Source organism: Marinomonas aquiplantarum, assembly GCF_003314975.1.
Taxonomy (GTDB): domain Bacteria; phylum Pseudomonadota; class Gammaproteobacteria; order Pseudomonadales; family Marinomonadaceae; genus Marinomonas; species Marinomonas aquiplantarum.
This window is the reverse complement of the sequence record NZ_QNRF01000003.1, coordinates 337608-361413: the sequence shown is the minus strand read 5'-3', so window position 1 is coordinate 361413 and position 23806 is coordinate 337608. Positions and strand designations below refer to the sequence as shown.

21 protein-coding genes are annotated in these 23806 nt (G+C 46.1%); 1 reads left to right on the top strand and 20 read right to left on the bottom strand.

Annotated elements, in window-relative coordinates:
* Window positions 1-27: 27 nt before the first annotated feature.
* The 8 genes from DFP76_RS07485 to DFP76_RS07450 form a co-directional block, all read right to left on the bottom strand.
* Complete coding sequence (locus DFP76_RS07485; RefSeq protein ID WP_113874022.1) at window positions 28-540, bottom strand: cupin domain-containing protein; 513 nt, start codon at window positions 538-540, stop codon at window positions 28-30.
* Window positions 541-542: 2 nt separating this feature from the next.
* A complete protein-coding gene (locus DFP76_RS07480; RefSeq protein WP_113874021.1) occupies window positions 543-1514 on the bottom strand; it encodes a fumarylacetoacetate hydrolase family protein in 972 nt (323 codons plus the stop codon).
* Between the two features lie 366 nt (window positions 1515-1880).
* Window positions 1881-2813 carry an NmrA family NAD(P)-binding protein gene (locus tag DFP76_RS07475; protein WP_113874020.1) on the bottom strand — a complete coding sequence of 311 codons (933 nt, stop codon included), beginning with the start codon at window positions 2811-2813 and terminating at the stop codon, window positions 1881-1883.
* 138 nt (window positions 2814-2951) lie between these two features.
* Window positions 2952-4382, bottom strand: coding sequence for an aldehyde dehydrogenase family protein (locus tag DFP76_RS07470; RefSeq protein WP_013796884.1), 1431 nt, complete (start codon window positions 4380-4382; stop codon window positions 2952-2954).
* 35 nt (window positions 4383-4417) lie between these two features.
* Window positions 4418-5938, bottom strand: coding sequence for a class I adenylate-forming enzyme family protein (locus tag DFP76_RS07465; protein ID WP_113874019.1), 1521 nt, complete (start codon window positions 5936-5938; stop codon window positions 4418-4420).
* A 62-nt stretch (window positions 5939-6000) separates the two neighbouring features.
* On the bottom strand, window positions 6001-7677 hold the full coding sequence (locus DFP76_RS07460; protein WP_113874018.1) for an FAD-binding oxidoreductase: 1677 nt from the start codon (window positions 7675-7677) through the stop codon (window positions 6001-6003).
* The gene (locus DFP76_RS07455) at window positions 7677-8936 is read right to left on the bottom strand and encodes a (Fe-S)-binding protein (protein WP_342767821.1); all 1260 of its coding nucleotides are present in this window, start codon (window positions 8934-8936) and stop codon (window positions 7677-7679) included. Before DFP76_RS07455 ends, DFP76_RS07460 begins: the two co-directional genes overlap by 1 nt.
* Before the next feature lie 71 nt (window positions 8937-9007).
* Window positions 9008-10459, bottom strand: coding sequence for an FAD-binding oxidoreductase (locus DFP76_RS07450; RefSeq protein ID WP_013796880.1), 1452 nt, complete (start codon window positions 10457-10459; stop codon window positions 9008-9010).
* A 189-nt stretch (window positions 10460-10648) separates the two neighbouring features.
* Between DFP76_RS07450 and DFP76_RS07445 the strand changes: the two genes are divergently transcribed.
* Window positions 10649-11653, top strand: coding sequence for an AraC family transcriptional regulator (locus DFP76_RS07445; protein ID WP_113874016.1), 1005 nt, complete (start codon window positions 10649-10651; stop codon window positions 11651-11653).
* Between the two features lie 34 nt (window positions 11654-11687).
* Here the strand turns inward: DFP76_RS07445 and DFP76_RS07440 are convergent, their stop codons facing one another.
* The 12 genes from DFP76_RS07440 to DFP76_RS07385 all read right to left on the bottom strand — a co-directional run bounded on the left by DFP76_RS07440 (window position 11688) and on the right by DFP76_RS07385 (window position 23775).
* Window positions 11688-12458 carry an IclR family transcriptional regulator gene (locus DFP76_RS07440; protein ID WP_113874015.1) on the bottom strand — a complete coding sequence of 257 codons (771 nt, stop codon included), beginning with the start codon at window positions 12456-12458 and terminating at the stop codon, window positions 11688-11690.
* Between the two features lie 190 nt (window positions 12459-12648).
* Window positions 12649-13998 carry a TRAP transporter large permease gene (locus DFP76_RS07435; RefSeq protein ID WP_013796877.1) on the bottom strand — a complete coding sequence of 450 codons (1350 nt, stop codon included), beginning with the start codon at window positions 13996-13998 and terminating at the stop codon, window positions 12649-12651.
* An 8-nt stretch (window positions 13999-14006) separates the two neighbouring features.
* Window positions 14007-14639 carry a TRAP transporter small permease subunit gene (locus DFP76_RS07430; RefSeq protein WP_113874014.1) on the bottom strand — a complete coding sequence of 211 codons (633 nt, stop codon included), beginning with the start codon at window positions 14637-14639 and terminating at the stop codon, window positions 14007-14009.
* A 253-nt stretch (window positions 14640-14892) separates the two neighbouring features.
* Window positions 14893-15966, bottom strand: coding sequence for a TRAP transporter substrate-binding protein (locus DFP76_RS07425; RefSeq protein WP_113874013.1), 1074 nt, complete (start codon window positions 15964-15966; stop codon window positions 14893-14895).
* 259 nt (window positions 15967-16225) lie between these two features.
* Window positions 16226-16924, bottom strand: coding sequence for a fumarylacetoacetate hydrolase family protein (locus DFP76_RS07420; protein WP_013796874.1), 699 nt, complete (start codon window positions 16922-16924; stop codon window positions 16226-16228).
* Window positions 16925-16959: 35 nt separating this feature from the next.
* Window positions 16960-17991, bottom strand: coding sequence for a cupin domain-containing protein (locus DFP76_RS07415; RefSeq protein ID WP_113874012.1), 1032 nt, complete (start codon window positions 17989-17991; stop codon window positions 16960-16962).
* 38 nt (window positions 17992-18029) lie between these two features.
* Window positions 18030-18671, bottom strand: coding sequence for a maleylacetoacetate isomerase (gene maiA, locus DFP76_RS07410; RefSeq protein WP_013796872.1), 642 nt, complete (start codon window positions 18669-18671; stop codon window positions 18030-18032).
* 9 nt (window positions 18672-18680) lie between these two features.
* A complete protein-coding gene (locus tag DFP76_RS07405; RefSeq protein WP_113874011.1) occupies window positions 18681-20624 on the bottom strand; it encodes a TRAP transporter permease in 1944 nt (647 codons plus the stop codon).
* Window positions 20625-20665: 41 nt separating this feature from the next.
* Window positions 20666-21628, bottom strand: a complete 963-nt coding sequence (locus DFP76_RS07400) for a TAXI family TRAP transporter solute-binding subunit (protein WP_113874010.1) — start codon at window positions 21626-21628, stop codon at window positions 20666-20668.
* Window positions 21629-21705: 77 nt separating this feature from the next.
* Window positions 21706-22020, bottom strand: coding sequence for a non-heme iron oxygenase ferredoxin subunit (locus tag DFP76_RS07395; RefSeq protein WP_013796869.1), 315 nt, complete (start codon window positions 22018-22020; stop codon window positions 21706-21708).
* Between the two features lie 22 nt (window positions 22021-22042).
* A complete protein-coding gene (locus DFP76_RS07390; protein ID WP_013796868.1) occupies window positions 22043-22516 on the bottom strand; it encodes an aromatic-ring-hydroxylating dioxygenase subunit beta in 474 nt (157 codons plus the stop codon).
* A 2-nt stretch (window positions 22517-22518) separates the two neighbouring features.
* Window positions 22519-23775, bottom strand: coding sequence for an aromatic ring-hydroxylating dioxygenase subunit alpha (locus DFP76_RS07385; protein ID WP_113874009.1), 1257 nt, complete (start codon window positions 23773-23775; stop codon window positions 22519-22521).
* Window positions 23776-23806 lie beyond the last annotated feature (31 nt).

The window sequence follows — 23806 nt, the reverse complement described above, 5'->3', positions numbered from 1 at the left end:
GAATGGCGCCATATAAACTCAGTTACATCAATGAAAGCCGTCCATATCCTCAGGTTTAAGGTCGTCCAGTGGTACGCCATTGACCAAATAGGGCTTGGCTTCGGTTAATACAAAGACAATACGGCACAGCTTGTCGCTGACGTTTCGCCATGCGTGTATGGTTCCGCGCTGCACAATAACGCCTCCGGTTGAGACTATGGTTTTGACGCCTTTATCGAGTTCAAGCTCGATTTCGCCTTCTAACACGATGCCGTAATCAATGGAGTTGGTACGGTGCATAGGGGATTCCGAGCCTGGAGGTGTATCAACCATGCGTATCACAGAGCCTCCGGGGAGCGTGATGCCAGCGTTGCGGTCACGGCCATCCGTTTCATCGTTGTTATCCACTGGGATCTCAGGGGCGGACCAAATTGTCGCAAAGCCAGCACCATCTGCACCGGGCATTTCTGTTGGAACAATATTCTCATTTGAACGGATAATGGCATGACCGCTTTTATCATGTCCGGTGACCACACGTTGAAAGGGTTTATAGACTGTCATCGTTAGCTCCCAGGCTGCGTCACTTTTTGCTCAATGGCACCAAATACAACTTGGTCGTCTGGTGTTCTTGCTTCCATGCGAACCGTGTCGCCATAATGCATAAAGCCGGTTTTTGCTTCGCCCTGATCAAGCAGTTCAATGCCACGACGTTCAGCAATGCAAGATGACCCCACTTCTCGGTACTCGTAATTGGAAACGGTTCCTGATCCAATGACGGTGCCAGCAACCAAATTGCGCGTTCTAGCGGCGTGGGCAACAAGCTCATCAAAGCCGTATTGCATGTGACCGCCGTGAGCGTGACCAAATTTTTTGCCATTCCACTCGATATTAAGACGAAGTTGCACTTGGCAATTTTCCCAGTGCTCGCCAAGCTCTTCAGGCGTCACGGCAAAGGGGGCTACTGAACAAGGTGGCTTAGCGTGAATCCAACCAAAGCCTGTGCTTATTTCAGGGCCGGAATACGCCCGTAATGACCAGTCGTTTATTTGCACGATTAATTTGATATGTTGACGTGCTTGTTCTGGGGTAACACCCATTGGAACGTCATCGACAATGATGCCAAATTCGCCTTCAAAATCGATGCCATCGGCTTCGCTGGCCATCGGCACATCCGCCGTCGCACTGAGAAAGGTGTCGGACATTCCTTGGTACATTAATGGGCGGTCTTCGAGTGTTTTGACTTCCATCCCCGTCACGGCGCCCATCAGGTCGGCATGGCTTTTATATACTGAGCCATCAAGCCATTGCCATGCACGAGGGAGTGGGGCACAGAGTTCTGTGGTTTGAACGGTTTGCCCTGCAAGTGTGCCGTTATTCAGTGCGGTTGAAATGGCTTCTAATGATGCTTCAAAGCTCGCCCAATTTTCTAATGCAGCTTGCATACTAGTGCCTGCTGGCGCGAAACGTGTACCATCGTTGGAGATAACGACCAATTGACCGTCTGCAGTATTATTATTGAATGTCGCAAGTTTCATTTTGATAGGTTCTCATTTTAGATAGATAGGGTTAGGCAGAAAAAACAACTTAATAGTCGACTAGCTTGTCTAATTTGAAATCGATTTAATCGCAGATTGATCAAACCTATTGGTCGCCGCCTTGACAGAGATAACAGCTGAAAAAATTAAGCAGATCTTTAAGAGGAAAATAGGGATTTTTTTCACGTGTTCTTCCTACCGAGTAAGTTTTATTTTTATTGTTAAGAACAATGTCAATCAATATAGATCACCCTTGGTTTTGCAGAAAAACCCTTTAAATCGAATTGATCATTCAGCTTTATCGAATGATCAATTCATCAACTAACCTTGCTTTGGGGACATGGTCAGTGTGTTAAATCGTAAAGGTTAGCTCATTAACGCATCACGATTTTCTGCAAGCCATGTGCGGAGTGATTTGGGCTTACGGCCAATCATTCTTTCAACAAAATCACTCAGTACCCAACCTTCTTCATAGGTGGCTTCAAACTCAAAAAATCCCCAAATCATCGGCGCGGCTGGGCCAAAGATACGAGTGTATTCTTTGACAAACGCTTCTTTGTTTCCGACATAGTCGATGTTGGTGCCTAGAACGTCTGACATGATGTCAGCGACTTCGTGACCACGTAGGTTGTCTTGGCCATTGTTTAACGTGTGCAATTGACCAATGTGACCTTGGTTATCGGAGAGCAATAGTTGTGCCGCTACTTCTGCTATCTCGTTGGCATCTATGTAAGGGACTTTTCTTGGTGGCCAAATCAACTGCTTGTCTTCTTTAATGGCTCTACCGGCACGAGTGGTAAAGTTATCCATAAAACTGGCACCAAAGTTCAAAAAGGTCGTCGGTAAATCATTTTCTTCGTAAATTCGTTTGGTGACCAAATCAGGGTATTCGTCGCCCATCATTTTCTTCATCGCTTCTGGCATTAGGCGGTAGTTGTAACCTGGTACCATGGCCACCTGACGGACAATGTGAATGGCTGTGCCGCTCTTTTTAACCGCTGCGACAAAGTTGTTTGTAACGGGTAAGAAAGGCAGGTGATTGGGGACTGACATATAAATCCCTTCCATGCCATCCACGGCAGCCTCCATGGAAGGCAAGTCGAGGTAGTTTGCTTGTACGATTTCAGCGTTAGGGAATTCTTGACGCAGTGGTTCAATGCCTTCTTCTCGGCTGGAAACCAAGCGCAGTTTAATTTGAGGGGCGTTCTTCTCAATAAATTTGGCCATGGGTTTGCCAATGTGATTTCCCGCGCCAAAGATCAAAATGCTGCTGGGGATTTGTTTTTTGATATAGCTCATAAATGTTTCCTAAAAATTATTTAATACTAAGTAATCAAATACTAAGAATGTGTTGTAAACCTTTAACGACCATAAGCTGGGTGAACAGGATCAAACAGTGCTCTTTATAAGTTATTTGATCCTGTTAAAAACCGTGTATTAAGCCTGTTTATTACGAGTAATGGTTTGCCAGTTAGTGTATTCCATCAAGCCATGCAGCGAGTTTTCACAGCCAAGACCGGATTGTTTATGGCCCCCGAAAGCTTGTGCCGGAGAGTATTGATGCACTTCATTAATCCATACGGTTCCGGCTTCGATTTGCTCCGCGATGCGTTGGGTTGCGGCTGCGTCATTACCCCAAATACTGGCACCTAGGCCATAAATCGTGTCATTAGCACGGGCAATAACGTCTTCTTCATTGGACCAGCGCAGTAATGGCAGAATAGGACCGAACGGTTCTTCGGTGACAATACGAGAATCGTCTGATGGATTATCAACCAGTGTCACAGGAACAAACCAGCCGTCGGCGTTATCGTCAATGTCTCCGCCGACTGCAAATTTTTGGCCTTGATCTATGCAGTCTTGAAAGTACATTTTTACCTTTTCAAACTGCATGCTGTTTTGAATCGGACCGAGTGTGGTATCAGCCTTGGCACCATCGCCAACAATGACTTCATTATTAATATAATCCACCAAGGCGTCTCGTACTTGGTCATAGACAGCATCATGAATGTAGAGTCGTTTGGTGGCGTTACAAAATTGTGCATTATTTTGAAAAGCAGCCCAGAAAAGTTTTGGAGCAACTTCTTTCGGATCGACATCTGGCAGAACGATGGCCGGATCATTGCCACCCAGTTCCAACGTGACCCGTTTCACGGTTTCAGAGCAGGCACTCATTACCTTACGACCAGTAGCCGTTGAGCCGGTAAAAGCAATCTTAGCGATGTCTTGGTGCTCTGTTAGCCATTGACCTTGTTCATTGCCACCACTGACACAATTGAGCACACCTGGTGGCACAATGTCTTTTGCCATTTCGGCAAATTTAAGATTACACAATGGCGTATAAGGCGAGGGTTTGACGACAACCGTGCAGCCAGCCATTAATGCGGGCGCGATTTTCCATACCGATAGCAAAATAGGGAAGTTCCAAGGCACAATTGCGCCGACCACACCCAGTGGCGTGTAGCGAGTGATAACAGAGCGTTCGTCATTTTCATCAACGACTTCGTCTTCCAGTTTTTGTTCGGCAATGGCACGTAACCAAGCAACCGAGCCAAACACTTCCCATTCTGTACCGGAGCGAGGTTTACCTTGTTCACGAGTTAATAGAGCCATGAAGTCTTCGGCATTTTCTTCCAATGCGTCGGCAAGCTTAGTAAGTACAGCCTTACGCTGATCAAAACTGGTTTTTGACCAAGTTTTGAAGGCGATTTTAGCACTGTATACCGCCGTATCAAGGCACTCTTTTGGACAGTCTGGCACCTGTGCAATGATTGCTTTGGTTGCTGGGTTATACACAGGCAAGCTTTTTTCTGTGGCAATGAGCTCGCCATTAATGACCATTTGATAGTGATTATGTGCATCGAACATGAGTATCGCTCCTAACTGAATGACAGTTTTTATTGTTATTTATCTAAGGTATGGAGTTTGCGGCGCATCACTTTACCGCTGGAGGTTTTGGGTAAATCATCGACAAATTGAATGTCACGAGGCACCTTATAGGCGGCCAAATGTTCACGACAATAAGCGATAATCTGGTCGATGTCGGGGGTGGTATTTTGTTTCGCAACAATATAGGCTTTTGCGAGTTCACCTTTGGCTTCATCTGCAATAGGCCCCACTGCCACCATGGCGACATCTGGGTGATTGGCGATCACCCGTTCTAATTCGGCGGGGTAGATGTTGAACCCCGCGGTAATAATTAAATCTTTCTTTCTATCGACGACAAAAATGCAGTTGTCCTTGTCCATTTTGGCTAGATCACCGGTATGCAGCCAGCCATCGGCAGTGATGGCTTCTTGGGTCGCTTGAGGATTGCCATAATAGCCTTGCATAACCAAAGGTCCGGAGATCATCAGTTCGCCGACGTCTCCACGTGCTACCTCTACTTCTGCGTTGTCGACATCGACAATTTTTGCTCCGGTATAGGGCAATGCCACGCCGATAGAGCCATGTTTGTATTCGCCATCGTGAGCGAAGGTTGTGCCAAGCCCACCGATTTCAGTCATTCCCCAAAGTTCGATGAGCGGGCAGGCGATGGCTTCCTCAACGGCTTCCATCTTGCTGGTTGGCATGGTTTGTCCGCCTACCGTACAGATCCGCATATGAGAAAAATCCACATTGGATAAGTTGGGGTGATCCAGCATATATAGGTACATGGTCGGTACCCCTTCAAACATGGTGGCTTGATATTGGTTGATTGATGTAAATACCTCCTCCACATTAAACAGACTATGCATAACTAAGGTGCCACCTTTGTAAAAGGTACTGTTGAAGACAATGTTGCCGTAAACATGCGGACAGGGTAAGGCTGAAACAACCGTGTCTTTCTCTGAGCGACCGTGCATTTGTGCCGTCATCAAGAAGTTGCTGATCACCGAACGATGGGACAACATGGCGCCTTTCGGATTGCCAGTAGTGCCAGAGGTATAGCAAATCGTCGAAAGGCTATTGGTGTTAACCTCAAAGCTGGTAAAGTCATCACGACCTTGTTCTAAAAAGTGATCAAAAGATTCCGCGCCTTCAGGGATATCCTCACCATACAAAATAAGGGATTCAACCCCCGTTTTTTGCTGAATTCCTACAAGAGGCGTGCCTTTAGATTGAGAGGCAATGATGACTTTTGCATCACAATCTTGGACGACAAATTCGACTTCATTAGGGGTTAACATGACGTTAACAGGGTTGACCACAGCCCCGGTTTTCAAAATGCCATAATAGCTGACCAGCCATTGCCATGAGTTTTCACCGTAAAGGGTGACTTTATCGCCAGGGCCAATGCTTTTTTTCTTTAGTGCACTGGCTAATCGGTTGGCCAGACGATTTATTTCACGGTAAGTGAAAGACTGCTGGTTGTAGATTAAGGCTGTTTTATCACCGAACTTTTCTGCCGACAGGGTGATGACGTCGCTTAAATTTTTTATCATTGTTCTCACCTCTAAATTTCTTTTTATTGGTTATATTTTGAGATCAGCAACACAGTAGCTTTTTACTTGGGATCGTCTTTACCAAACTCTTTGGTCAGGATCTTCCGAAAGATAGGCTTGCCCCAAGGGTGGAAAAATATCTTTTTAGCAATTGGCCAAGCTTTTGACTCTTTTGCCGCTTCGGGTTGAATAAAGTGCTTTGAATCTGAGAGATTGTTTGGATCCCAAGTATTTTTTACCTTGCGCATCCATTTATTGGGGTGGCCAAGTTTGGGGCCAAATAAATCACTCGCTTCACCATGAACAAAGAGCGCGGCACCCAGTGGTTTTTTCTCATTGCTAATAAAGCTACTAAGGATAAAGTCCACACAAGCAACAATGTTTTTCACAAAGCTACGGGTACTGGCAGGGTTATTTTCTGTCCAGAAGTGTCGGCCTTCTGATAACCACATCCAGTTTTGTTCGGTGTCGACTTCCATCATCTTGCCACCGGCTTTGGTTTCTTTATCACCAATATCGTCGTTGGTTCGTTTGACAACTTCTGGAATTAGATTGATGGAATCGAGTACGCCCATACTGACTCCCGCACAGTCACCCATACGGTTGAAACGGGCGACGTAATGAGAGGTCAGCACGGCTGCCGTGAGGATATCTCGCTCGCGTTCGGAAATGTCCATTTTACGGCCATTGGTTTCGGCGAGGATTTTATTCAGTACCGCTTCGTTCCAGTCAAATTGCGCCTTAGTCCACGCCATGGTGGTGACAGACCAGCCGACTGCATTGGCTTTCGTGGCAATGTCCGGTAATTTGCCGGTGCGTTGTAAATCATAATACTCACGATTGGTCGCCGTGAGACAGTGTCCAACAGCGGCGGGTGGCATACGATTGATGAAGGCCACTGCCTTGCTGTTTTTCATCATCTGGGTGGCTTTCGTTGCGTCTTCCCAGTTATCCCAATCAAGCTGGTAGGTGGCGAAATTTTCTGGCGGCGGTGTGCCTCTGTATGGATGTGGACCACTCCATTCAAGGGTTTTAGGGCCTGCCCAAGGATAAAGTTTGATGCCTATTTTGGTAAACACGCCTAAGCCACCCGCGGCCCCATAAAGACCACGTATCATGCCGCGGAATCCAGGCCCAGGGCCTTCGCCGGTAAACCAGCCTGCGTCCGAACCGCTACTACCAATACGCACGATTTCACCTTCTGGAGTGACCCATTCTAAGGACAACATGTTGCGTGAGTTGATACTGGTATGATTACCTGCGACCCCAACCCCCACAAATGAGGTGGCAGAGGCGAGCGGGGAATGGATTGGGCCAGCACCAATGATGTGGCACATTAATTGATGCTTATGGGCTTCAGAGACCAATTCACCTGCGGTGGTATAGGGTTGGATAATCGCCATACGACTTTCTGGGTCAATTTCTAAGCCTTTCATACGACATAAATCGATGGAAATGGAGCCCTTAGTGCCGACACCAGAATAGTTACCGTATCCTGTACTGTGCGCTTTAAACTTCAATTTATATTGATTACATACCTTGACGACCCCCGCCACTTCTTCGGTTGACCCCGGCATTACCACTGCGGCCGGTGCTTTACCTAATAAAGTACGGGTAGAAGGGTCTGCGCCCAAGCCCATCCAGTCGTGACAGTTAACAACAAAATCTTCGTCAGACACATTGTCTGGACCAACGACGGCTTCAAAGGCTTTTAATATGTGTGGAGGTAGATTACTCATTACGCGCCCTCCTGAATTGAGTCGGCTAGCAAGTCAAAAAGATAGGCGACCTTGACGGAGGAGTTGCTGCGTTTTGCCGCCGCCGCCATGTTTGCTTGACAGCACGAAGAACCACTGACTAACACCTCAGCTCCCACGGATTCGGCTTCGCGCAAAAGCTCTTGAGCTGCGCCGTCGGCCATCTCAGGGTAGGTTTCTTTGACACCTGTACAGCCACCGCAGCAAAAAGAATATTGTCGAGTGCGTTCTAGCTCGACCATGTCTAATCCGTCGACTCTTGATAGCAACTGGCGAGGCGCGTCATAGTTACCATCGTTACCGTAATTGACTTTACGAGGCGTGTCGGTCACCGCCATGGTGTTCAGAACTCGAATGTATTCGCCGTTCCAAGGTGTGTACTCTTCACTGCGTCGTCCAAGACGACAAGAATCATGGTAGGCAACCTTGCCGGTGTTTTTCATGCCCAGTGATAACTTGCCCTGTTGAAGCAATTCTTCGAAATACTCGGTAGTATGCAGAACCCGTACTGAGGAGAGTGTTTTGTTTAAACGAGGGTAGACATTCTTAAACGCGGAATAGGCTTCAGCACTGATGGCGAGCAGGGTTTTTGCCTGACTTTTTTGAACCAAATCCGCCCATTCTTGAGCCAGTTTGTCGGCAACAGAGCGGTAGCCAATTTCGTACGCTAAACCACCACTGTCACTTTCTGAATCATATGCAATACCAAAGTCGACTTTTGCGCTTTTTAGCAATTTGACGATAAAACGAAGGTTATCCCATTGTTTTTCGCTATAAGCTTGGCCACTGCCGATATGCAGGAGCACGTCGACGGTTTCTTTACGGGCATCTTTGATATCTAACCCTTCCGCCCAGCGACTACGCTCATCACGTTTGCCATGAGGTGCGCCTTCTTGTTCTAGGTGTTTGACCATGTTGCTCAAGGTTTCGGGAACCTTGCCATCTTCAGCCAACTGCGCACGGAATTCTAAAATGGTATCAAAGGGTTCAACATTGTCACCCATATGGCTTTTACACATGGTTTCACAGGCACCGCACATGCTGCATGCAAAAACGCTGTCGATCATCTTTGGTGATGCTTCAATGAGTTTGTTGTGATAACCGTACGCTGAAATAACCTGCCCTCCAGCCGAGGAGGCATGGAAGCGGCTTTGGTACTTGCTTGGGCAAATACTCGAAAATTCCTGACTTTTAGGCATGTGCACAAACTTGCACTGGGAGCAGCGGTTGCACTGCTCCATATTATGGATTCGATCTTCTAAGGACATAATTTTTCTACCAGGTTATTGTTATTAGATAGGTCTCGAAAAACTCAGTAACACAGTTTCCCAGGGCTTAAAATTCCAGCAGGGTCAAAAATGTCTTTTACCCTGCGAAGGTGAGGCACAATGGTTTCATTGCGAGCAAACGCATCCTCGGACCATTTGCCATAAGGTCGGCTGAAGAAACCTCCGTTATCTGCTAATACTTTTACCAATTGCATTTCGATGTCAGCCAGTTGTGTTGTTTGCTCATCTGTATGGAATAGGGAAATGTCGAGGTGACAATTCGTGCCTTGAATCATCGGCTGTAAATAGAAGCCCACTTGGACATCCGATAGGTCCGCCAGTAGGTTTTGAGCAAGGTTTACAAGGTTGGCGACCTTGCTCATTTGGGTGATGCAGAACACCTCGGTATGGGTGCCACAAGGCACGTCTTTATAAAATTCTTTAGAGGGTGTACTTAGGCGCGCTTCCAGCTCAGCAAGGTAGCTGGGATACTGTTGCGATATGGTGGTTACCGGCAAGGTATCGACTAAGGAAGAGAGGTCTGCTAACTGCCACTGCATGCTTTCTTCGGGTAACACGTCACGCGAAGCAATGTTGACATAGAGGTACCAAGCAGGCATCGCATCTTTGCCAAAGAGTTGGTGTAACTCCGCAAAGTGGGTGCTGTCCTTGGCCAATGCTGCGGCGAGCTGAACTCGGCTAAGCATAAAATACTGCGCGCCAAGCTGATGCAATGCCAGATGACGTACAATGGAGATTAGCGTGGTGACGTCTTCGGCACCGTAAAGGAATCCCTGTTCAATGCTGGGGATTCGTTGACAATAAATGGAGGCCCAAGAAGTAACGCCTAATGTGCCTTGAGAACCTAACATAACACGGGTGTAATCTGTGCCGATTGGACCGGAAGCCATCATTTGGCGAGCACCATTTTTTAAAGCTTCATCAAGGTCTTCGTACAGTGCGGCACCACCGGTTCGAAAACTTTCTCCACTGCCCATGGTGAGGCTTAGGCTTGCTAATGGATCGGTTGAATCCCAGTGCTCATTGGGTAAGGTTGTCGGTTCACGTTCTAGGTAACAGGCTAGTACTGACTTGCTTGCTCTGGGGAGGAAAGGTTTGATCGATCGTAGGTTATGTTTTTGTAACTGAGCATCGAACTCAGGAAAGGTAACCCCAGGTTCGATAATGGCAATGGCATCTTCGCCATCAGCATGAATTACCCGAGACATTTTCGACATATCAAGCACGACAAAAGGCGCATCTTTTAAGCCGGCGAGTCCGTGTCGACGATTTCCTGATGGTGAACTCAAAGGGACAAGCGTCACTTCGTGTTCATTGGCCCACTGAACAAGTTGTTGGACTTGTTGTTCGTCTTCTGGCCTAGCAATACCTTGAACCTTGAGTGAATTCTCGGTAGAAACACCTAAAAATTCTTTCGCTATGGTGGCGTTTTCAAAGGTGACAAATTTTGGAAGCGGAAACGCGTCATTAATCATTAGCATCTTCTCATCATTTATTATTATTAGATTACGAGAGTTACTATAGGGATTGATTAGAGACTATACCGCCGAATAAATCTCTCATATGGTCTAAATCGTCCTGAATTTTGTATCTCAATTAGAAAATAACGACTAATTTAACTAGATTAGCGATGACTTTTTTTTTAAACCTGACATAATTTGCCCATGAAACTTCCAACACGTGCGCCTTATATTCCAATTGAAGCCAACTCAGAGCGAGATTTTCTTGATGACGTTTTGTCCTCTTTGTTGGTGGCCGACTCCGCTGTGGTATTTTTTGAATTTACCTCGCCATGGGCCATCAAAATAGAGTATGAAGTTCCCATCAGCTGTACTGTGGTGGAAGGTGAACTGTGGTTGAGTGATCAAAACCGGGTAACGCAATGTTTTCGAGCGGGGGATACCTTTATTTTACCGAAAGGCATGCGTGGTAAGCCTTACTATATCTCGTCTTCAGAAGAGTTTCCGCAAAGCTGGATCACCGCGAACGAGCTGTTTGATAAAGGTCAGCATATTCCATTTAACTTGGCCGATCCTCAACATATTAGCTGGGGCGGTGGCGGCAGTATGGTCCGCATTTTTTCGTTTGCCTTTCATTGGTTTGATCAATGTTATGGTCCTCTGATTGATACCTTGCCTGAGTTAATGAGGATCAATGCTGAAGACGCAGGTACCACCTTGCAAAACCTTATGGTGAGCTTTCTATTCAAAGAGGCGCAGCCTGAGCAATCGGGTTTTGGTTCCCTTGTTGCACAAACCGCACAATTATTTCTAATTCATGCCATTAGAACCTTTGCGGTGACTTATGGCAGTGATAGAGAAGGTTGGTTAAAGGGTTTTTCTGATCCAAGAATCGCCAAAGCCTTAACCTGTATTCACCGAGATCCTGGCTATAAATGGAGTGTTGAGACGCTGGGGCAAGCAACGGGGATGTCTCGATCGGTTTTTTCCAAACGTTTTACCGACGTCATGGGGGAGTCTCCGATGGATTATGTTTGTGCATGGCGCATGCATCTGGCCAGATTAGCATTGGAAACCACTGATACAACCGTTACCACATTGGCTCAGCAATTAGGGTATCAGTCAGAATCGGCTTTTCGGACCGCCTTTCGGAAAATGACCGGACAAAGCCCTAAAGAGTATTCGAAAAGCAACGCTTCTAAGTCATGATGAATGTTGAAACATAAACCGTCAGTAGCCTGTTCTAATCCACTTCTTCCGCTAGGTTTCCGATGTCAACTGCCGCCGCACGTAATTCAGGGAGAAAATGCAGCAACTCATCTAGGTTCTTACGAATAACGGGAGCATGGCAGAATAGGCAAGCGATCAGCCGTCCATGACTGTCGACAACTGGCACAGAGACCGCCGCCATGCCGTCGATAAATTCTTCATTATCGGTACCTACATTGGTTTTCTGGATATAGAGCAGTTCATGTTCTAAACAGTCTGGGTTCGTTTTTGTGTTTCGTGTGTACTGCTTCATGGGTATCGCGCCAAGAATACGCTGACGGCGCTCCTTACTTAAGGAACTCAGATAGAGTTTACCACTGGCAGTACAGCAAATAGGCGTGTGAATACCAACGGGTAAATGGATTTGCAATGGCCAGTTTGTTTGTGCGCGATCGTAATAAATCATATCTGTGCCACTCGGAATGGAGAGACCACAGGTCTCACCAATTTTCTCGGCCAAGTGTTGCAAAATCGCTTGGCGTTGTGCTTTAAAACGACTGGAATAGATAATACCCAAGGCAATATCATGAAGGCGATCAGCAGGCACTAACAAGCCTCGCATATTGGTTTGTAAGAATCCTTCGGCTTCTAATTGTTGTAATAGACGGTGCACACTGGGTTTAGGGATATTTAATAACTCGGAGAGATCCGCTGCACTGAGAGGGTGCTCGGATTTAGAAATGGCTTCTATAATTTCAAGTACACGGGAAATACTTGAACCTTTTTCGCGACGCTGCGTGCTCATAAATAAACCTTAATCTTGTCTTTCGGCATTTTTCATTAAAAAATAATAAATGCCGAATAGGCATACAACAAGCGCAATTTGGCGTTTGACGTTCGAATCGACTAATGCCTCTCATATCTAAAATAATGTATTTCATAGCAAGGCGGTGAGGTCAGATTTATTACGTTGGAATCACCGCCTTGTTCAAGCCCTAATAAGCAATCTTAGGCAACCAAGTCACGATACCTTGCCAATAAAAGACGATCGCTAATCCAAGCAGCTGAATTAAAATAAAGGGTATAACACCCCGATAAATATGGCCTAGGTTGATGCCACTAGGGGCTACCCCTTTTAAATAGAAGAGCGCAAAACCAACGGGGGGCGTCAGGAAAGAGGTTTGCAGACAGACGGCAAACAATATCGTAAACCATACAAGATCAAACCCGAGCCCTGAGACAACGGGGGCAACCAATGGAAGGATGATCAAGGTGAGTTCGATCCAATCTAGGAAAAAACCTAAAAGGAAGGTCACAAATAATATGGTGATCACGATACCAGTTGGGCCAAACGGCAAGCTGGTTAAGGCGCCTTCAATGATTTCGTCGCCACCTAGCCCTCGAAATACCAATGAAAAAGCCGTTGCACCAAGTAGAAGGGCGAAGATAAAAGCGGTGGTCTTGGTGGTTTCACGACCCACTTCACGAAGTACTTTGATGCTTAAACGTTTCTTACTCCAAGCCAGAAGCATGGCTCCAAATGCGCCAACACCAGACGCTTCAGTGGGGGTAGCTATACCGAAAAAAATGGACCCAAGTACGGCGAGAATAAGGCCAGCAGTGGGTAATACCGCCTTAAAAACCTTCCAAAGAATGCTAAAGGTGACGTTTTCACTGTCTTGTGGGGCAGGGGCAGCGTGTGGCTTCAACCACGCATAAATCATGATGTAAGCAACATACATAGCCGCCAGTAAAAGCCCCGGTAATAATGCACCGAGGAACAAGTCACCGACAGGAATGCCAACACGGTCTCCCATCATAACCAACATGATACTGGGCGGAATTAAAATCCCCAAAGTGCCTGTTGAACAGACTGTGCCGCAAGCCAATTCTTTACTATAGCCTTCTCGTAACATCATCGGAATACCCAGCACCGCTAATAATACGACAGATGCCCCTATAATTCCGGTAGAGGCCGCCAATAGCAGACCGACGAAGGTCACGGTAACGGCAAGTCCACCACGCACTCGACCAAATAGTCGCGCTAGATTCCCCATGAGATCTTCGGCAACACCTGATCGATCCAGCATCAACCCCATAAACACGAACATGGGCAATGCCACTAAAACCCAGTTTGTCATCACGGCCCAGATACGTTGGACCGTGATCGATACATAATTCCAATCGACACCGATAAAAGCGTCTAACCAATAATCGGCTGCCATGGCGATCACAGCAAACACAATGGCAATGCCCCCCAATACCCAAGCAACCGGAAAGCCACTGAATAAACAAACAATAAAGGTCGCAAACATTGAGATAGCGAGGATTTCGTTAATTTCCATGATCTCTCCTAAGCTTGTGTCGTAATAGACTGAGTGTCAGAACGCGAATGCAAAAACAGCAAGGCAAGAACACGAGAGAGGCGCGAGATGATCGCCAGTGCCAACAAAACGAACCCCACTAATAGGCTCGATTTGATGATCCAGCGGTAAGGTAAGCCACCGGGCGCAGAGGAAATTTCATGCATTTCCCATGAATAGCTAATAAAAGGAACAGAATACCAAATCACCGTGCAGGTAAACGGCAATAGAAGCAGCACTATACCGAATAGCTCAATCCAAGACTTAGCTCGCAAGCTTAAGTGACCATGAATCAGATCCACTCGAACGTGCTGGTCATAAGCAAAACAGTAAGAAAGACCAATAAGCCAGCCGACAGCATAAAAATGCCATTGCAATTCCTCAAATTCAATACGGCCTTCGCCCAATGCATAACGCATGAAGACATTCAGAATGATAACCCCCATAAGTACCACCCAAATCCAAGACGCTGCGTTACCTATGACTTTTAATAGGCTGTCGATATGTTTGGAAAGTCTGGTCTCGGGAAGTTTCGTATTCGGTCGCTGAGAACTAGATAGCTTAGAACTAGATAGTTTCGTCGCCGCAACCTTATCAGTCTTATTGTTAGGGGCCATTTGCATAATATCCTCCTGAGTAAATACGCTTAAGTCACACCAACATTCCCATGCCTATTTCCTACCAAGTGTGACGATGAAAAATCACTTCGTTAGGCTTGGATTAAGCACTATGGCGTCAGTCTTGTTAGAAAACGCAGACGTTTAGGGGTCATTAGAGGAGGAGAGATACCTTCTCTAATGACCATCCGTGTATTTATTCGTTGTTTCCTAGGTGCTAACTAGGTCGTTAATGGGAATGGAAACCGCGATTAGAAATCTAAAGATCTAAAGGAAGATAAGCGAGTTTACGCCACTCTTTATATTCCGCTCTAAAGTTCTGTTGAGAGTCGTAGATCTTTTTAAAATCTTCATCTTCTGCAGACAGTTCAGACATGACTTGATCGGTAATTTTCTTGAGGCCAGTGAGCATCTCAGAATTCAGTGTTCGAGTTTTAATGCCTTTGTCTTTTAGTTCAGCCAGTACTTTCCCTTGGATCGCTTCACCGTGGGTCAGCGCGCGGAACGTACTTGCTGTGCAGGCCATATCAATGGTGGCTTTAGTGGCACTCGACAGGTCATCCCAAACGCCTTTGTTAATGACTAAATGAGACGCAGTGAAGGTTTGATGCCAACCGGGAAAGTAGTTATTTTTGGCGACCTTGTCGAAGCCCATGATCTTGTCTATCGCAGGCATAGAAAATTCAGTCGCGTCGATCGCGCCTTTTTCTAACGCTGGGAATATTTCACCGCTGGGCAGAACGGTCACCGATGCTCCTGCTTTTTGAAGGACTTTACCTCCTAAACCCGCAAAGCGAATTTTAAGACCTTGCAGATCTTCCATGGCATTGACTTCTTTTTTGAACCAACCTGCTGTTTCAGGACCAATGATGCTACATAACACAGGGTGTACATTGTGTTTGGCGTACAAGTCTTCGGCTAATTTTTTACCTTCGCCGTCATACCACCATGCGGAGTATTCCCAAGGTTCCATGCCAAAGGGGACGGCGGATAACAAGGCCGAAGCGGGAATTCTACCTTGATCGTAACCTAGCCAAGCATAGCCAGCATCGAGTTGGTGGTTTCTGACGGCTTCAGTGATGCTGAAAGGAGGTACAATTTTACCTGGTTCATAGACCTTAAATTGGATCTGGCCATCTGTTGCGGCTTTGAGCTGTTTGGCAACGTGAATGATGGGATCTCCTAATCCAGGGAGATGAGTACCAAAGACGGCTTGGACTTTCCAACGAATTTTATCTTCAGCAGCGAATGTGGCGTTTGCTGTGGTGGCGAGAAGCGTTGCGACAGTGGCAGCAACACAAGTTTGTTTGACCAACGTTTTAATGCGAAACATGACTATTTTCCTTGTAAGTGTCCGAGAATATTCTCAGTTTTATTTTTATTGTCCTACACAGGCGTATCGTTCTAATACGATATTTATCATTATGTATATTTTTTATTCAGTCAACCTGCTAATCAACTTATAGTGATAATTATTTTATCGATATAAATTATTTTTCGGTTTTAGTCATGGTCGTTTTTTAGCACTTAAGAAAAAGCTCCCTATATTTCATTAATTTGGGAGCTTTTATTGATGATGTTTTGACGGGGGATTAACGGATGGTTAGCTGAATATCGCCGACACCTTCGATACTTCCGGTTATTTTGTCTCCAGAAACGACAGGCCCAACGCCATCTGGCGTACCAGTGTAAATCAAATCGCCGGGTTGTAGATGGTAAAATTTGGACAAGTCGGCGATGATTTCACGCACGTTCCAGATTAACAAATTTATATCCGAAGATTGTTTGGTGTCACCATTCACGGCCAATTCGATTTTGCCGTCGTTTAACACACCTGTTTTACCTATTGGCACAATGGGGGCTAGAATCGCAGACTCTTCAAAGTCTTTACCCAGATCCCAAGGACGGCCTGTTTCTCTCGCTTTTAACTGGAGATCTCGACGGGTCATGTCCAAACCGCATGCGTAGCCGAAAATGATGTCTTCGGCTTTCTCTTCACTGACATTGAAGCCTTCTTCACCAATCGCAACGACAAACTCCATTTCATAATGGTAATTGTCTGTTTGGGGAGGGTAATCAATGCTTGCCCCTGTTGCCACGTAAGTACTGGCATCCTTAATAAAGTAAAAAGGACTTTGTACACTTTTATCAACGGTGGCACCCATTTCTGCCGCATGAGCATGGTAATTTCGTCCCACACAAAAAATACGATGGATAGGAAACAGGCTATCAGAGCCTTCAATGGGCGCCAAAATGGTTTCTTTAGCGGGGAATACGAGTTTATTTGTCATGGTTTTTCCTTTTATTAATGGTGTATTGATAAGGGTTAAAAAATACCGAGGTAACGATGTAGTGGCGCTTCGTCGGCAGTGATAATGAACGCAGGCTCAGTTGCAGAGGGGTTGCTGAGCGTTACCTCGCTGTAACCGGGCGCGCTGAGCGTGTCCTTTTCTGTCCATTGCAAAGCGTCGTTTGAATCCACTTGTAGAGAGCCTTGACCCTCGACAATATGGAAAACACAGGCGCTTGTGCGCTTAGGCAAAGATAGGGTTTCGTTAGGGCGTAGCATCATGGCGCCAAAGCCAATGCTGGGGAATAAGCTGGCTCCGTTTTCTGGATTGACATAAGCGATGCGGATTGGACTATCACTGTAGTGCTGAGCCATTTCCATCAAACAAGCCCGTGTTCTTGTCCATGGGTAGCGCAGCATCGGCGAATCCGTATTCTCTCTTTTAAAATCCAATTCAGGCACCACGCCTGCGGCGCTGTATTCGGCAAAGGATTTATCCCGTTCAAGCACCTTGGTCTGAGTTTTTCCCTCAATGGCCCAAGAGCCTTCTAATTGATAAATCAAAGGTAGATCGAGTATGTCTAACCAAATAATCGGTCCGTCGCCGTCGTGCTGGTGCTCGTGCCATTTTCCAGATGGCGTCAGAATCAAGTCACCTCGTTCCATGATGCAAGGCTCGCCGTCGACAATGGTGGTTGCCCCTTCGCCTTCAATGATAATGCGTACGGCGTTGGGTGTATGGCGGTGATTGGGGGCGGTTTCGCCCGGTAATATTAACTGCAAGCCCATATAAATACTGGGAGTGGCTTGCATATTGGTCAGCCCGTGTCCTGGATTAGCCAGCACCAATACGCGACGCTCGGCTTTTTCCATCGGCGTTAAATCGCCAGCTTCGATTAACAGAGGGCGAAGTGTGTCAAATTGCCAATTTAACGTTTGGGTTTTACGGCTTGGGACCTTATGAGGCAAAACGGCACGCATATTGGGCCAGAGTGGCACCAGGTTTAAATCGGTTAATTTATCGCGGTAGGATTGAGGTAAATCCTCAAGAGTACCTAATGATTGCATGGGAAACTCCTTATTATTTATTTTTCAATTTCACAAAATTAAGCGATGAAATCGGGTTGTTGGTTGGGCGCGGCTTGTTGAAAAGCCGTGTTTTGTTGGCAGTGCTCATAAATGCTTAAGACTTTCGTAAAAGACGACAAATCACAGCCGAAACGCAGAGCATTGGCCACTTGTGGGACTAAGCAACAATCCGCCAATGTGGCCTGATCGCCAAAACAATAATCACCATAGCCGTATTCGTTTAAACGGCTTTCCAGTGCTTCGAACCCTTCTTGAATCCAGTGTTGATACCACGCCGTTTTTTGTTCATCCGTAACCTCTAGTTGCTGCTTGAGATAGCCTAGGATGCGAAGGTTATTAACCGGATGCATGTCGCTTGCAATCATGTGACAGATTTCTAAAACCCTTGCCCGTTCTAATGTGTCTTTAGGCAGTAACGGCGAGTCAGGGTAGGTGAGTTCTAAATAGTCCAAAATAGCCATGGATTGTGTAAGTGTTTGGCCGTCATCCGTAATCAGCACAGGGACGCCCTTTGCTGGATTGAGTTTTATATGGCTCTCGGTTGCTTGCTCACCAATACGAATGTTGACGCCGTGATGCTCGTAGCTTAGTCCTTTCAAGGCGAGTGCAATTCGCACTCGGTAGGACGTTGAACTGTTAAAAAAGTTATATAACTGCATGGTTTTTTCCTATGATTGGGTCGAATTAGGTGACGGTTTTGATGCTGTTTTTTTGATCAAATAAGTAACGAATATCAAGGTCATTAATAATCCAATTCCTACTATTTTCGGCATAATAGGTGTCTCTCCACCTTGTAAATTAGGCAGTAGAAACAAGCCTCCAGTTATGACAAAACTGATTCGAAAGAAGGGCTTGAGTTTGTCTCTGAAGTAGCCTGCAAAGCCGATGGATACAGCCCAAACTCCGACCAAGGCACTCATCACGGTAATCACAATTTGCGACGTCTCGCCGATGAGCAAAAGAGAGGGCGTAGTAACGAATAAGAAGGGGATAATATAAGCCGTCCAGCCCAATCTCATTGACGTCATAGCGGTTTTCATCGGATTGGCTTTGGCGATACTGGCGGCAAAGAAAGCCCCAATGGCAATGGGCGGTGTAACCATGGACATCATGCCCAGATAGAAGATAAATAGGTGCGCTGCAATGGGCTCTACGCCAACCTGAATCAAAGAAGGAGCGACCAAAACCGCGAGCAATAGATAGACACCAACGGTTGGCATCCCCATTCCCAAAACGATGCAAACCACAGCTGAAATGACCAATAAGAGGAATAGATTACCTTGCCCTAACTCCACCAAGAAATAGGTTAAACCGAAACCCAAACCTGTAATATTCAGTATGCCAATAATGAAACCGGCGGCGGCGCCAATCATGATGATGTCGACGATGGAATGACCTGTTTCTTCTAAACTGGCCACTACGTCTTTGGCATGCATGCGTTTGCCTTTATAGCCCTTTAATAGGCCAACAATAAGTGCGCCAAGAGCGCCCCAAAGCGCGGCGGTTTCAGGTCGTTGATTAAAGGTAAACAAAGCTAGGATCACGGCGCTGAAAGGAATGATAAACACCCAACCGCTTTTGATAACGTCTCGTTTGGAAGGAATCAGTTTAGGGTCGATGGGTTTTATTTGTTGTTTGGCGGCTTCCAAGTCCACTTGAATATAAAGAGCAGCATAATAGAGTATGGCTGGAACCAAAGCGGCTAGAACCACTTGGCTGTAGCTGATTTGTAAGAACTCAGCCATTAAAAACGCCACAGCGCCCATGACTGGTGGCATAATTTGCCCGCCTGTCGAGGCGACTGTTTCTATGGCCGCCGCAGTATGGGGTTTAAAACCGCCTTTCTTCATCATGCGGATGGTCACGACGCCCGTTGCCACGATATTGGACACCACGACGCCAGAAATAGAGCCAAATAAGGCCGAAGCAATGGTGGCGATTTTACCTGAACCACCCTGACTTTTCCCCATCAGTGACAGTGCCACATCATTGAAAAAATCGGCACCGCCAGAGCGCAATAAGAGTTGCCCAAACAAGATGAAACCAATCACTATGGTGGCGGCAACGTTTAGGGTTAACCCCAGCATGCCGTTAGTGTCCACCCCTAGATAAACGAACAGTCTATCTAGGGTTATTTCGCGGGTCTGCAAAGGGCCGGAAAGGTGACTGCCGAGCAGGGCAAAACCCATAAACAACAAAACAACAATGACGAGGGTAATGCCGACGACTCGTCTTAAACCTTCTAACACTAAAATAAACAGCAGTGCGGAGATCACCAATGCATCCAAAGGCAAATCCATTTGGCGCTCAACTAAATCAGGGTACTGTATCGCTAAATACAAGCTGGTCAGCAAACCAATGACAGCAATAGCAGCATTGCACAGGCGTTGAATGGTCTTTTCTTGTGGTTTTAGGAAAACCAGCGAGAGACTTATTCCCAACACCACGGCAAGGTATTGTTCGGTATAAATGGCAATCCCAATTCGGCTAAACAGATCAGCAGCAAAAGCAATGGCTGCCAAAGCAATCAGGACACCTAAGCCATTTCTTAATGCTGACATTATCGCAGGTTCAGTCATCATGGTTTCTGGGTTGGACGATTCAACGTTCATTTAAAGTACCTTTTCAGAAAAAATAGGGTGATGAAAGGAGGTTATTCCTCCCAAAGGCCCTGTTCTTTGAAGTAACGAATGGCACCAGGATGATATTGAATCCCCGGATAGTTTTTATTCACGGTATTAACCGCGAGTGCTTTAAAACCTGGGAATATTTTAATTAAAGCGTCTTTGTTCTCGAGAATGGCTTTTACCATGTGATAAACATCTTCGTCAGATACTTTATCGTTAACGATTAGAACGTTATCCCAAGTCAGCATTTGGGTTGGTTTGTCTATGCCAACTAGATGTGGCGCTGGTTTTACTTCGGAAAAATAAAAGGCTGGACGTACTTTAAGAATGGCATCGCGTGCCGTTTGATCTGTGTTAACGGGTAAGAATTTTACACCGCCTACGGAAGCATCTACTTCCGCTACTTTTGGTCCACCAATGGCAAAATAAGTGGCGTCCAGTCGGCCTGATGAAAGATTGTCTGCGGCACGGATTAGGTCAGGGACAGGAACCTTTTTTACATCTTCCCAAGTTAAACCGCCAGTCGCCAGCATAGCTTCCATATGCGGGCGGCCAATCGGAAACGCATTCCACCCCGAAGCGACTCGTTTCCCTTTTAGGTCTTCGATGCGGTTAATGTCGGATTGCTTTTTGACAAAAATGCCAATCGGCTGAGGGCTAATGCGCAGTGCTACTTTTAAATGACGACGTTGTTTACCTTTATAATTAGCCTTTCCCTGTACCGCGACAATGGCGTCATTGATATCATTAATAGCAAACTCGGCTAAGCCTTGGTTAACGGCATCCATCATAGCGCGATTACCACTATAGGGTTGAACAACCAAATTGATATTGGCTTTAGAGCGCCCAACATTGGCCATGCCGTTACTCATGGTGTTCCAAATAGAACCTTGTGGTGGTGACGCGATCGACAAAATTTGTGCCGATACATTGGTAGAGATTAGTGCAATAACGCTCGCAGTGATCAGTGCTAATATTGGTTTTTTCATTGTTCTCTCCAGGTTATTTATAGTTATTGTTTGCTGGCTAAGTGGTTCGCGATGGTTCTACGAACGAGCTATTAATCTTATCTAAACTTTAGGAAAACCTGCCCGTCTTCCATTCGAGTTGCGTACGCTTTGATATCCTCAGTCAAGGGTTCGCTCATGGCTTTTCCCGTTTTTATACAGAATCTCCCTTGATGAAGCGGGCATTCGATTTCTCCGTCTTCTAAAAATCCATCGCTTAATAGGGCATGCCCGTGTGTGCAGACATTGTCTGTCGCAAAGATTTCATCCTCGACTTTATACAGCGCGATTTGATGACCATTGACCGTAACGCCAATGACATCGTCTTCAGGAACATCGTCAATGCTGATGGTCTCTATCCAGTTATCACTCATGGAAAACCTCTTTTTTCGAGTATTAAATTGGGTAAATCAAAGAATTAAGAATCATCTCGTTGTCAAAAATGCAGAGTCGAGATTTGATCTGAATACCTTGTTCAGTTAGGCGTAAATGATCCAGATAACGACCGACGTTATAGACTTCAGCAATGCCATTATTCTTGGTTCGAAAAACCGTGTAATTAGCTTGTGATTCAATGATGCCGTCATCTGATTCACTTAATATCAGAGGCGATGAAACCAGATGCAGCTGGTGGTAAGGGTCGTGAAATATGGTTTCTGTGATACCGTAAATACGGTCTTTCAGCATGCCTTTACTGGTGAGTGATAACGCGGCCATGGGCAAGTTGCGTTCATAGTTTTCTCTGGCTTGAACCTTGTAAACGCAATCTTCGCTAAACATGTCGAGCCACGCGTCCCAATTTTCTTGATCAACCATAGCGGCGTAGTTTTGGTAAAATTGAGTCAGTTTTAGGTAGTTGTCTGCTTTCATTGTCATACTCCCATCACTTTGCGCCAGTAGGCGTACATGCCTCGGATTAAGGTTTCAGAGACCATATGATCGGTTTCTTCTATTTCTTTCCCGCCCAGTTCTGCCAGTGAACGATGGAAAGGTTTCTGCTCAAAACCCTGTTGAGAAAATTCAATGACTTCACCGTCATCCGCCGAAACAAAGCCCGCAGGGCCAAACAGATTCGCTTGGCGCAAACGACGCTCGGTCATGTCGGGGGTATCGTCTTCGTAGCCAAAATGCGTCCAAACAAAGTCGAACGAACCATGGCCGTTTGGTTGAATATGACGGGTACTGACACTGTTAACCTGCTGTTGCAGAATGACGCTTGGGAAGAGGGTCATCATGACGGCGGTCGGGCCATCCCACCATGGCTCGACTTCGACATCTAAGAAGCTAGGGTCATTGAGCTGCATGGACTCTTTAAAACTGGAAACATTCGTGGTTTGTGTGTCTTTACCGCCTGAGCCTCGTGTTGAGATCATCGCGGCATGGCGAAAATGCTCATCCATTTTTAACTCAGAGCGGTTATCTGCACGCCATAAGCCAAAAGTGACAAACCAGGTATGCAGTAAACCTGGGTGGTAAGGGTCTTTGATGTTTTCCTGCATCAGTTTCCAATTGCCTGGAATACGTTGCTTGTTGTAACCCAACAAGGTGAGCTTGCGACCATTAAACATTCGATCAAAGTAGGACAACATAGTGGGGCCAAGAAAATCTTCAAATGACTCGACATCATGGTCAAAACTGGCGAAAACAACACCGCCGCGCGTTGCGACTAATAGTTTGGTTAAGCCATGATCAGATGTTTTGAAATCTTTAGGCATGCCGCCTTTTGCTTTACCATCTTGTTTGACACCTCGGCGGAAAGGAACCCCTTGCAGCTTGCCTTCTAGGTCGTAATTCCATTGGTGATAAGGGCAGGTAAAGCTTTTGACATGGCCATGTTTTTCTCGACAAAAACGCATGCCCCGATGGGCGCAAACGTTTTCAACCACATAAATACTGTTATCTTCATGACGGACCATAATGACGGAACGTTCGCCAATAACCGTGCGTTTGAAGTCGCCAGGTTGTGGAATTTCGGCTTCTAATCCGACATAACACCAATGTTTTTTATAAAAGAGTTTCTCAAGCTCCTGCTTGTGTATGTCTTCGTCTGTATAAGCCCAAAAGGGAATTCGACTGGTGTCTTCATGCTCCCAAACAGGTGTCATTGGAATAGGATTTTCATGACTCATTTTATTCGCCCTTTTTGTCTTTATTGTGGGT

What these genes read in the sequence shown, in the direction of transcription:
- DFP76_RS07435 (WP_013796877.1), bottom strand. Translation starts at nt 13,998, where the DNA reads ATGGAAATTAACGAAATCCTCGCTATCTCAATGTTTGCGACCTTTATT.
- DFP76_RS07470 (WP_013796884.1), bottom strand. Translation starts at nt 4,382, where the DNA reads ATGTTCGATGCACATAATCACTATCAAATGGTCATTAATGGCGAGCTC.
- DFP76_RS07395 (WP_013796869.1), bottom strand. Translation starts at nt 22,020, where the DNA reads ATGAGTGATAACTGGATAGAGACCATCAGCATTGACGATGTTCCTGAA.
- DFP76_RS07485 (WP_113874022.1), bottom strand. Translation starts at nt 540, where the DNA reads ATGACAGTCTATAAACCCTTTCAACGTGTGGTCACCGGACATGATAAA.
- DFP76_RS07450 (WP_013796880.1), bottom strand. Translation starts at nt 10,459, where the DNA reads ATGATTAATGACGCGTTTCCGCTTCCAAAATTTGTCACCTTTGAAAAC.
- DFP76_RS07400 (WP_113874010.1), bottom strand. Translation starts at nt 21,628, where the DNA reads ATGAAAAAACCAATATTAGCACTGATCACTGCGAGCGTTATTGCACTA.
- DFP76_RS07475 (WP_113874020.1), bottom strand. Translation starts at nt 2,813, where the DNA reads ATGAGCTATATCAAAAAACAAATCCCCAGCAGCATTTTGATCTTTGGC.
- DFP76_RS07405 (WP_113874011.1), bottom strand. Translation starts at nt 20,624, where the DNA reads ATGAACGTTGAATCGTCCAACCCAGAAACCATGATGACTGAACCTGCG.
- DFP76_RS07390 (WP_013796868.1), bottom strand. Translation starts at nt 22,516, where the DNA reads ATGAAAGCAGACAACTACCTAAAACTGACTCAATTTTACCAAAACTAC.
- DFP76_RS07385 (WP_113874009.1), bottom strand. Translation starts at nt 23,775, where the DNA reads ATGAGTCATGAAAATCCTATTCCAATGACACCTGTTTGGGAGCATGAA.
- DFP76_RS07455 (WP_342767821.1), bottom strand. Translation starts at nt 8,936, where the DNA reads ATGGAGCAGTGCAACCGCTGCTCCCAGTGCAAGTTTGTGCACATGCCT.
- DFP76_RS07460 (WP_113874018.1), bottom strand. Translation starts at nt 7,677, where the DNA reads ATGAGTAATCTACCTCCACACATATTAAAAGCCTTTGAAGCCGTCGTT.
- maiA (WP_013796872.1), bottom strand. Translation starts at nt 18,671, where the DNA reads ATGCAGTTATATAACTTTTTTAACAGTTCAACGTCCTACCGAGTGCGA.
- DFP76_RS07420 (WP_013796874.1), bottom strand. Translation starts at nt 16,924, where the DNA reads ATGACAAATAAACTCGTATTCCCCGCTAAAGAAACCATTTTGGCGCCC.
- DFP76_RS07415 (WP_113874012.1), bottom strand. Translation starts at nt 17,991, where the DNA reads ATGCAATCATTAGGTACTCTTGAGGATTTACCTCAATCCTACCGCGAT.
- DFP76_RS07480 (WP_113874021.1), bottom strand. Translation starts at nt 1,514, where the DNA reads ATGAAACTTGCGACATTCAATAATAATACTGCAGACGGTCAATTGGTC.
- DFP76_RS07445 (WP_113874016.1), top strand. Translation starts at nt 10,649, where the DNA reads ATGAAACTTCCAACACGTGCGCCTTATATTCCAATTGAAGCCAACTCA.
- DFP76_RS07430 (WP_113874014.1), bottom strand. Translation starts at nt 14,639, where the DNA reads ATGCAAATGGCCCCTAACAATAAGACTGATAAGGTTGCGGCGACGAAA.
- DFP76_RS07425 (WP_113874013.1), bottom strand. Translation starts at nt 15,966, where the DNA reads ATGTTTCGCATTAAAACGTTGGTCAAACAAACTTGTGTTGCTGCCACT.
- DFP76_RS07440 (WP_113874015.1), bottom strand. Translation starts at nt 12,458, where the DNA reads ATGAGCACGCAGCGTCGCGAAAAAGGTTCAAGTATTTCCCGTGTACTT.
- DFP76_RS07465 (WP_113874019.1), bottom strand. Translation starts at nt 5,938, where the DNA reads ATGATAAAAAATTTAAGCGACGTCATCACCCTGTCGGCAGAAAAGTTC.